Source organism: bacterium (assembly GCA_040755795.1).
Lineage (GTDB): Bacteria > UBA9089 > CG2-30-40-21 > CG2-30-40-21 > SBAY01 > JBFLXS01.
Genome location: JBFLXS010000139.1, coordinates 1 through 9,215, shown reverse-complemented (window position 1 = coordinate 9,215; position 9,215 = coordinate 1). Strand labels below are relative to the sequence as shown.

Annotated in this window: 6 protein-coding genes; 5 read left to right on the top strand and 1 reads right to left on the bottom strand. The window is 35.2% G+C overall.

All coding sequences use genetic code 11. The features are described from left to right. The first annotated feature begins 519 nt into the window (after window positions 1–519). The 3 genes from AB1414_10210 to AB1414_10200 all read left to right on the top strand — a co-directional run bounded on the left by AB1414_10210 (window position 520) and on the right by AB1414_10200 (window position 5,120). Window positions 520–1,482 (top strand): 6-bladed beta-propeller, encoded by a 963-nt coding sequence (locus tag AB1414_10210; GenBank protein ID MEW6607806.1) that lies wholly within the window; start codon window positions 520–522, stop codon window positions 1,480–1,482. Window positions 1,483–1,834: 352 nt separating this feature from the next. Further along, window positions 1,835–4,129 carry a tetratricopeptide repeat protein gene (locus AB1414_10205; protein MEW6607805.1) on the top strand — a complete coding sequence of 765 codons (2,295 nt, stop codon included), beginning with the start codon at window positions 1,835–1,837 and terminating at the stop codon, window positions 4,127–4,129. Between the two features lie 238 nt (window positions 4,130–4,367). Next, window positions 4,368–5,120, top strand: coding sequence for an MBL fold metallo-hydrolase (locus AB1414_10200; protein MEW6607804.1), 753 nt, complete (start codon window positions 4,368–4,370; stop codon window positions 5,118–5,120). A gap of 197 nt (window positions 5,121–5,317) precedes the next feature. Here AB1414_10200 and AB1414_10195 read toward each other — a convergent pair whose 3' ends face one another. After that, the gene (locus AB1414_10195) at window positions 5,318–6,697 is read right to left on the bottom strand and encodes a radical SAM protein (protein MEW6607803.1); all 1,380 of its coding nucleotides are present in this window, start codon (window positions 6,695–6,697) and stop codon (window positions 5,318–5,320) included. Between the two features lie 90 nt (window positions 6,698–6,787). Between AB1414_10195 and mutL the strand changes: the two genes are divergently transcribed. Beyond that, window positions 6,788–8,530, top strand: a complete 1,743-nt coding sequence (gene mutL, locus AB1414_10190) for a DNA mismatch repair endonuclease MutL (GenBank protein MEW6607802.1) — start codon at window positions 6,788–6,790, stop codon at window positions 8,528–8,530. A gap of 80 nt (window positions 8,531–8,610) precedes the next feature. Continuing rightward, entirely contained in the window at window positions 8,611–9,093 is a 483-nt protein-coding gene (locus AB1414_10185; protein ID MEW6607801.1) for a hypothetical protein, read from the top strand. The last annotated feature ends 122 nt before the right edge of the window (window positions 9,094–9,215 follow it).

Genomic DNA, 9,215 nt, shown 5'->3' with positions numbered 1-9,215 from the left:
GTGCGGCGGGGAGAATTACCACAAAAGTTTGATAGCAAGATAAAACTTTGAGAGACCACAAAACTCTGACCACGGCACAGTCCCCCGCCGTCAACTGCAACGCAGGGTTAGACAAAAGCTTTGATTCTCTGCCTTTTCCTTTTCCTCTGCCTCACCGAATTATTGTGCATTCCTCATTCACGGTTTGACCCTAAAATATCTCTTGCCTAACATCCAGTATCAGCGCCGTCCGCTGCATACCGTTGTTGAACTAAGCCACTTTGTGGCAGTTTTTTTGACAGCTTTGTAGAGCTATTTTAAGTTTATCATATTAGGATATTTGATGTCAAGAAGAAAAAGATACATTCAGCAATTCTCGGTGAATTTTTTAGAGACTGAATTCACCTATGTTGAGGAGAGATAGAGAAAAATATTTAAGGAATAATAAGTCTCTATCTAATTTTTCACCGAGAATTCCTGGGGGGTATTCTTATTAGTTGACAATTGTAATTCAAAATGCTATAATTCTTTACAAGATAAATGAGACAGATTTTATTCCTTTTAATCATTAATTTAATAGTCGCTGGTTGTGCTTCTTCCCCGCAGGTGACTGTTAATGTAAGTGAAGAATACCGTGATGATACTTTATTTCAATGGACTTATCGGCGCCATAACCTCCAGTTTCCACACGGGATTGCGATAGATAAAGAAGATAATATCTATATTGCGGATACCAATAATCATCGAATCTGTAAATTTAATAAAAATGGTGATATTATTATGAAACTGGGCAGTATGGGCACAGAAACAGGTAAGTTTAAATTCCCTTACGGCGTAGGAGTAGATTCGGTTGGTAATATTTATGTGGCGGATACTAATAACTACCGGATACAAAAGTTTGATAGAGATGGAAATTTCCTGCTAACTTTTGGTCAACCTGGATTTGAAGAGGGAGAGTTTGACCGACCTTATAGTATCTATGTTGATAAGAATGATAATGTCTATGTTGTCGATACCTATAATCATCGGATACAAAAATTTACCTCAAGTGGAAATTTTACCATTCAAATAGGTAGTGCTGGAACCGGGGAGGGACAGTTTAGACATCCCTCAGGAGTAGGTGTAGATTCCTTAAGTAATATTTATGTGGTTGATATGGGCAATAATCGAATTCAAAAATTTAGCCCCACGGGTTTATATCTTCATAAATGGGGTAAATTTGGAAGTAGTGAAGATGGAGATTTTAATCAACCACAAGGGATTTGTTCGGATGCCTCTGATGATATTTTTGTGCTTGATACCGATAATCATCGAATACAAAAGTTTAGCCCTTTTGGAAGTTTTATCCTTAAATTTGGTAAGTTTGGTTCTGCGGATGGTGAGTTCAATCAACCAACTGGTATCGCCAGGAACTCTGCAGGAAATCTTTATATCGTAGATACCTATAATCACCGTATTCAAAAATTTACCTCAACGGGTAGCTTTATTTTTACTATCCAGTAGAAATAAACATAATTATTTACTCAGGTGAAGTGAACCCTGAACCTGTTTCCTTATCAACTTATCGTAATAGGTCAGTTATTTGGGGGAATGAACATTAACCTGCGGAGGACAAAGCAATGAAAATAGGAGGCAAGTAGGTAGTAGGTAAGTAGGAAAGGGATAAAGAATGTGCACGGTATTCCTCTTCGGGGGGCAATGTCTCTCCCTTTCCTACTTTCCTACTCTCCTACTCTCCTACTTTCAGGACAATCCCCCATTTCACTGACCCATTACAACTTATCAAACTTTTTTCTTGACAGCAGAAGAAATTTATGATAAAAATATTATATCTTCCCAAAGTGAGGTGTAAAAAATGAGAAGATTTTTAATCTGTTTATTATTAATAGGGCTAAGTATAAATGTTTGGGCACAGGATGATATTAAAATTTATGACCAGGCAGTTAATTCATTTAACAAAGGTGATTTTAATGAGGCAAATAAATTTTGCCAGAAATACTTAGACCTTCATCCATCTGGAGAAAAAGTTTCTGATATCCAATTGCTATCAGCAGAATGCGAATACCAACTCCGAAATTTTTTAAATGCGGCGATGCTTTTTGAAAAAGTGGCAGATTTATACCCGGGGTTAGAAATGGCAAAACAGGCATTAAGTCGAGCCGGTGAATCTTTCCAAAAAGTAGGCGATTATGCCGGTGCGAAAAGGGCATTTACTAAAATTAAAACACGCTATCCAGATACTCCTGATGCAAATTACGCAGAATATAACCTGTCAGAATTAGAAAAATATCTCCCTTCTAAATCTGTAACAGCAACAGTCACTACACAACAACCGCCTATTCAACAGACTGAAATTGAAGAAGAATTGCTACAAAAGGCGAAAGCATCTTATGAGGCAAAGGATTATCAACAGGCTATTTCTTTATTTAGAGATTTCCTGACGAAATTTAAAACAAGTAATTTTGCTCATTACGCTCAATTGAAAATAAGTGAATCTTTCTATTATCAAAATAAATTCGAGGAGGCATTAAAAGAATATAAAAAGGTTATCACAAATTATCCTGAAAGTAAATATATTGATTATTGCTTATATTCTATTGGCTGGTGTCAATACCGATTGGAGAATGACCAGGAGGCTATCGCTTCATTTGAGAAATTAATAAAGGAATATCCAAAGAGTAAATATGTTGATTCTTCTCAAAAGGCAATTGAGAAGATTAAAGCAGAGTATGAAGAAAAACAGGCAAAAGAATTATTAGACCAGGCTAATTCTCTTTATGCCGATAAAAAATACAAGGAATCTAAAGAGAAAATTACCAAATTGATTAATAAATATCCAAATAGCAAACTAATAAATGAGGCTAAAGGATTATTGTCAAAAATTAATGAAGATTTAGTGGTTACTTCATACAAAGAGGCACGCACCATATATGACCGAGGAGAGGTAGCACTAAGACAAAAAAATTATGATGAGGCAATCCACGAATTTAAACGAGTAATGTTTGAATTCCCTGAAAGTGAATATGCTAAATTAGCCGAAAAAGCAATTGCCCTGATTGAAGAAGAAAAAGATTATTTACAGGCTAAGAAGAAATGGGAGGAATCAACGAAACTTTATGAAGAGGAAAAATTGGCTAAGGCAAAAGAGGGATTTAAAGAAATTGTCACCGAATATCCAAAGACTGAGTATAAAGAAGATGCCCAGAAAAAACTATTAGAAATAGAAACCAGAGAAAGTGAAGATGAGGCTTATAAAATATATAAAAAAGGACTTACTTTGATGAAAGAAAAAAGCTATCCTCTGGCAATAAATACCTTTCAACAAATTATCACTAACTACCCCAATACTGAATATGCTACATTAGCTCAATCTGGAATTAATGAGGCAGAAGAAGCAATGAAAACCGACCGAGTTAAACGCAAATTCGATATTGCCCTTCGATATTACGCCTTAGGTGACTATAAGAGTGCAACAGAATGGTTTGAAGAGATAAAGGAAAATTATCCGAATACGGAATATGCTAAAAAGTCAGAGGAAAAATTAGTCGCTATTTCAAAAAAAGGAACGCCAAAGAGTGCCGAAGAAGAGTATAATCTTGCCCTTCGCCTTTATGAACAGGGAAATTTACAAGATGCGGCTTTACAATTTAAAAAAATAATAGATACCTATCCTGACACTAAATTTGCTAATACATCTAAAGAATTACTGACCACTGCCGAAAATAAACTAAAGGATGAACAATCAAAAGTCCTTTATGATACTGCCCGTAGAACTCAAGAATATGGTGAATATAACTCGGCAATTACTCAATATGATAAACTTATTAATGAATATCCGGATAGTTATTGGAGTCCCTATGCTAGCTACGGAAAGGCAGAAACATTTTATGCAATGGGAGAATTTGCTAAGGCTAAAGAACAGTGGCAAAAGGTTGCAGATAACTTTCCTGCCTCTGATTTAGTCCCACATGCCTTATATCATATTGCAGAATGTGAGGAACAGGCAGGTGAATATCAAAAAGCCGCTTTAATTTATGAAAAACTCCAAAAAACCTATCCGTCAAGTATCTATGGTAAAGGTGAATTATCTGAATTAATTAAGGATAAAATCGCCATATTAAAGGGTAAAACACCATATAGTACTTATTAGTCAAAATTTTACTCAGAGTGGATAACTAAAAAATCCCAAATCCCAAGCACCAAATCTCAAATAAGCACCAAATTTCAAGTACTAAATACCAAACTATGGGGGCAATGTTTTGAATTTTGGTCATTCGAATTTGTTTGGAATTTGGAATTTGTGATTTGGAATTTCATAACCATATCTATGTCAAATTTCGATTAATAAGTGCTATAGATAATAAGCCATCGATAGTATAATTTTACTTATGGAAATAATCATTATTGGCTCAGGAACGGCTATCCCTACTTTAAAACGGGCATCGCCGGCTATATTTTTAAAGATTGAAAATCAAAATATCCTCATTGATAGTGGTTCTGGAACACTAAGGAAATTATTAGAGGCACAGTTAGATTATTTAGAAATTGATTATCTACTTTACACCCATCTTCATCCAGACCATACGATTGATTTTGTCTCATTCCTTTTTGCCTGCAAAAATCCAGTACGATTAAGAGAAAATGACCTGAAAGTAATCGGACCTGTTGGGTTTAAAGATTTCTATGATAGACTACTTAAAGTATATGGTGATTGGATTATCCCACAAAGTTATAATCTCTTTCTTACAGAAGTGCGTGATAACGAGATTGAATTTGATAATTGGCGATTAAAGACAATGCCTATCATCCACAGTGAAAATAGTGTTGGTTACAGATTCCAGACCAAAAACGGCAAAAGTGTAACTATCTCTGGTGATACAGATTATTGTCCGCAGATAGTTAAATTGGCTCAAAACACGGATTTATTAATTTTGGAATGTGCCTTTCCTGATGAGATTAAGGTTGAAGGACATCTTACCCCTTATTTTGCCGCTAAGATTGCCCGTGAGTCTAATTGTAAAAAATTAGTCCTGACCCATTTTTATCCTTTATGTGATGATTATGATTTAGCCGAGCAATGCAAAAAGCACTACTCAGGCGAATTTCTATTATCTGAAGATTTGATGAGATTAAATCTTTAATGTCTTAAGGCGTAATACGTCAGTTATTTGGGGGAATGAACATTAACCTGCGGAGGACAGAGTAATGAAAATAGTAGGCAAGTAGGTAGTAGGTAAGTAGGAAAGGGATAAAGGATGTGCACGGTATTCCTCTTCTGGGGACAATGTCTCCCCCTTTCCTACTTTCCTACTTCCTACTTTCAGGAGAATCCCCCATTTCACTGACCCATTACCTTAAAGCTAATCTTTATCCGCTTTTTAAACACATCATAGGAATGTGAAGTTAAAGACTGTTTAATAAAAAAGCCTGGTCTGAAGTAAAATTTTTTATAGGCAAGTTTTAATAGCGTTATCAGTTCATCGATATTTTGATGTAACGGAAATTCCAGATTAGAATCAAAGAAAAGATTTAGATGCCTGTAATAATGAGATAGACTGGTTTCTTGTGTCCACATAAGGATTTTTGAACCCGCCGGACCTATATATGGAAGATTAAGCAGAAAATTGACAAAATCAGGATTAATTTTATTAACAACTCTGAGAGTCGCCTGAACATCTTCTTTTGTTTGTGCAGGTAATCCAAGGATAATATCTACAGAACTGGTTATTCGGACATCCTGAGTAACTTTAATAGCGTATTGGATTTGCTTTAGAGTAATTTCTTTTTTTAAAAAATCTAACATACTCTGCACACCACTCGTCATTTCATAATGAATCCAATGACAACCTGCCTCCTTTAATTTTAATACCAGACTATAATCGACATTATTGGCTCTGGCGTTAATCCGCCATTTAATCTTTAGATTCCGTCTTATGATTTCGTCGCATAGTTCAAAAACCCGTTTGCGATTAAGTGTGAACACATCATCAACAAAGATAAACTCCTGAATACCTAATTTTAAACATTCTTGTATTTCATTAACTACATTTACACTATTTCTTGTTCGAAAACTCTTACTAAATGCAGGCAAATGACACTCAAGACAATCATAAGGACATCCCCGACTACTTAATATCGTGGTAAAAATCGTGTTTGAATTAATCGTGTATTTTTTGTATGGAGTCATTTCCCGAGCCGGATAAGGTAAAGAATCAAGATTGAAAATTACCTCCTGGGAAGGACTGTGAATAATTTGACCATTCTCTTTATAAATTATACCTTTTATCTGACTTAGATTATGAAAAGAATTTACTAATTGACTAAAAACAATCTCTTCTTCACCAACAATTAATGAATCAATACAGGGTAAATTAATTATTTCTGGAAAAATATGAGTATGAGGACCGCATAAATTTATATGGATAGAATTGTCTATTTCTTTTATTAGTTTAGCGACATCAATCGTTTCTAATAATGTGTAGATAGTTGTTTTGATTCCAATAATATTTGGGAATTTAGCTATTATTTCCTGACGAATGTCCTCATAACTCAGATTTAAGACCTGTGCATCCAGAATTTCTACATCATAATCTTTCTTCAAACAAGCCGCAATAGACATTAAATCCAGCGGAGGATAGTATTCTGGCACCTCTTCAAAGACAATTAAGGGGGAATCCTGTGTTTTCATTTTAGGTGGAGAGATTAATAAGATTTTCATCGTAGATTAACTATATCACAAATAATTCTACTTTGCAACTATTTTTTAGTTGACATTATAAAATAAATGTTATACAATAAAAGTTGAGGGATGAGTTCAAGGATTAAAATTTTACCAGAGGAAATTGCGAATAAAATCGCCGCAGGTGAAGTGGTGCAAAGACCGGCATCTGTTGTCAAGGAATTAGTCGAAAATTCACTTGATGCCAAAAGCACAAAAGTTGTGGTTGAAGTGATTGATGGCGGAAAAAGTCTCATCCGAGTCTCGGATAATGGCGAGGGGATGAGTAAAGAAGACGCTGTATTAGCTTTTGAGCGATTTGCTACAAGTAAAATTTCTACTGCAAAAGACTTAGATGCAATTTGTTCTTTTGGTTTTAGAGGGGAGGCATTACCCAGTATTGCCGCTGTCTCTCAAATCAAACTTATTACCCGACCCAAAGAGAGTATTTCTGGCACATCAGTCAAACTTGAGGGTGGTAAAATCAAAGAGGTAACTGAAATAGGTGCGGCAATAGGCACGGTAATTGAAGTTGAAAATTTATTCTTTAATACCCCGGCTCGAAAAAAATTCCTTAAAACTAATATCACCGAAGTCGCTCATATCAATGATGTTGTCTATCAAAATGCACTCAGTCATCCGCAGGTTTCATTTAGATTAATTCATAATAATCAGGAGATAATTAATGTTGCCGCCAGTTCGGATTTTAAAGAAAGAATACTTCACTTTTTAGGAAAAGAATTATCACAAGACATTTTGCCGATTGAATTTAAAAGTAATCTGCTTGAAGTAAGTGGTTTTTTAGCCAAACCTACTCATACCCGTCCTGATAGAAATCTCCAATCTATATTTGTTAATTACCGTTATGTGATGAATAAAACTGTCACTCATGCTATTTATCAAGGGTATCATACATTACTTCCTAAAGATAAACACCCCATCGTTATAATTTTTATAAACATCGCCCCTGATAAAGTAGATGTAAATGTTCATCCCACAAAACGGGAGATACGATTTCATAATGAGAATGAGGTGCATAATTTATTGGTAGAGGCAATCCGAAACACCCTATCCAGGGCGAGTTTAATACCTGATGTCCGACCTCCTGAAGTTCAAACACAGTGGGTCAAACCTCAACCAATGATGCAGCAGGAAATACCTCTTCCAGATTACACAATTAAACCAACACCTACTCTGACGCCACCCTCACCACTAACCATACCTCCCCTACCCTCTCCTCACTTATCACTTCCTGCTGAATTACAGGTTATTGGTCAGGTATTTAATACCTATATTATTGCTCAGGGTAAAGAGGATATTTTTATCATTGACCAGCATGCGGCTCATGAACGAGTCCTTTATGAGAAATTAATGAAGGAAGCCATTGATGAGCGGATTTTACCCGCACAAATTTTACTAATTCCCATTACCCTTGAGACGGATTATAAAGAGACAGCGGTTCTGGTTCAAAATCTACCTATTTTTAATTCATTAGGGTTTGAGATAGAAGAATTTGGACAGAATTCATTTATTGTTCGTTCTGTTCCTGCCGCGTTAGAAAAAGGAGACCCCAGGGAGTTAATTTTTGAACTTATTTATGAAATTCAAACAATAGAAAGGAGTAAGACACCTCAAGAAATTCGAGAGAAGATACTTATCTCAATGAGTTGCCACTGTGCCATAAAAGCCGGTGATAAATTAGTTCAACAGGAGATAGAGGCATTGATTTTACAATTATCACAAACACAATTACCTTTTACCTGCCCACACGGCAGACCAGTAATAATCAAGATGAGTTTAAATGAACTGGAGAAACGATTTATGAGAATTTAAGTAACAAGAAAACAAGGTAAGTATTCAGCCACTGATTGACGCGGATTAGCACGGATAAAACAGAGGAGAAAGTAAAAAGAATGTTAGAACCAACTTCCCAGACTAAACTTAACAAATCTCTTTTAACTATACGGATAATATATTTTGCCAATATCCTTTCGTTGGTTATTTATCTGTTTATCCCAAATATACTTCACCACTTCTCTTTTGAAGGTTTGGTTAAATTCAAAGAAATTGACTGGCTTAAAAACATACTTTATTTAATCTCTGCTTTAACCGTAGTGGTTATTCTTATCGTAAAAAGGTTTTTAGATAATCCCGGTAAAATTCCATTAACACCAGAATCTAAAATTGATGAAATTATAAGACCATTAATCTCGGGAAACATCCTTATCTTTGCTTTATGTGAAACCATTGCTTTATACGGCCTTGTTTTATTTTTAATAGGTAGCCTGTTAGGAGAATTTTATTTTTTAATCGGGCTATCTTTTGTTTTATTCCTTATTTGTTTTCCGAAACAAGAGAAGTGGGAAAAAATTGTCAGTCAGTTTCTGGTAGCGTAACTGTTCACCGCAGAGATGATATGATAAAGTGTCAAGTTTGACCTGCGAAAGATTTTATGGTATACTATACAAAAAGTATTAACTAACTAAAATAAGGAGGACAAACTTATGACACAAACAAC

Coding starts and splice junctions, on each gene's coding strand:
- AB1414_10195 (MEW6607803.1), bottom strand. CDS start 6,697: ATGAAAATCTTATTAATCTCTCCACCTAAAATGAAAACACAGGATTCC.
- AB1414_10200 (MEW6607804.1), top strand. CDS start 4,368: ATGGAAATAATCATTATTGGCTCAGGAACGGCTATCCCTACTTTAAAA.
- AB1414_10210 (MEW6607806.1), top strand. CDS start 520: ATGAGACAGATTTTATTCCTTTTAATCATTAATTTAATAGTCGCTGGT.
- AB1414_10185 (MEW6607801.1), top strand. CDS start 8,611: ATGTTAGAACCAACTTCCCAGACTAAACTTAACAAATCTCTTTTAACT.
- AB1414_10205 (MEW6607805.1), top strand. CDS start 1,835: ATGAGAAGATTTTTAATCTGTTTATTATTAATAGGGCTAAGTATAAAT.
- mutL (MEW6607802.1), top strand. CDS start 6,788: ATGAGTTCAAGGATTAAAATTTTACCAGAGGAAATTGCGAATAAAATC.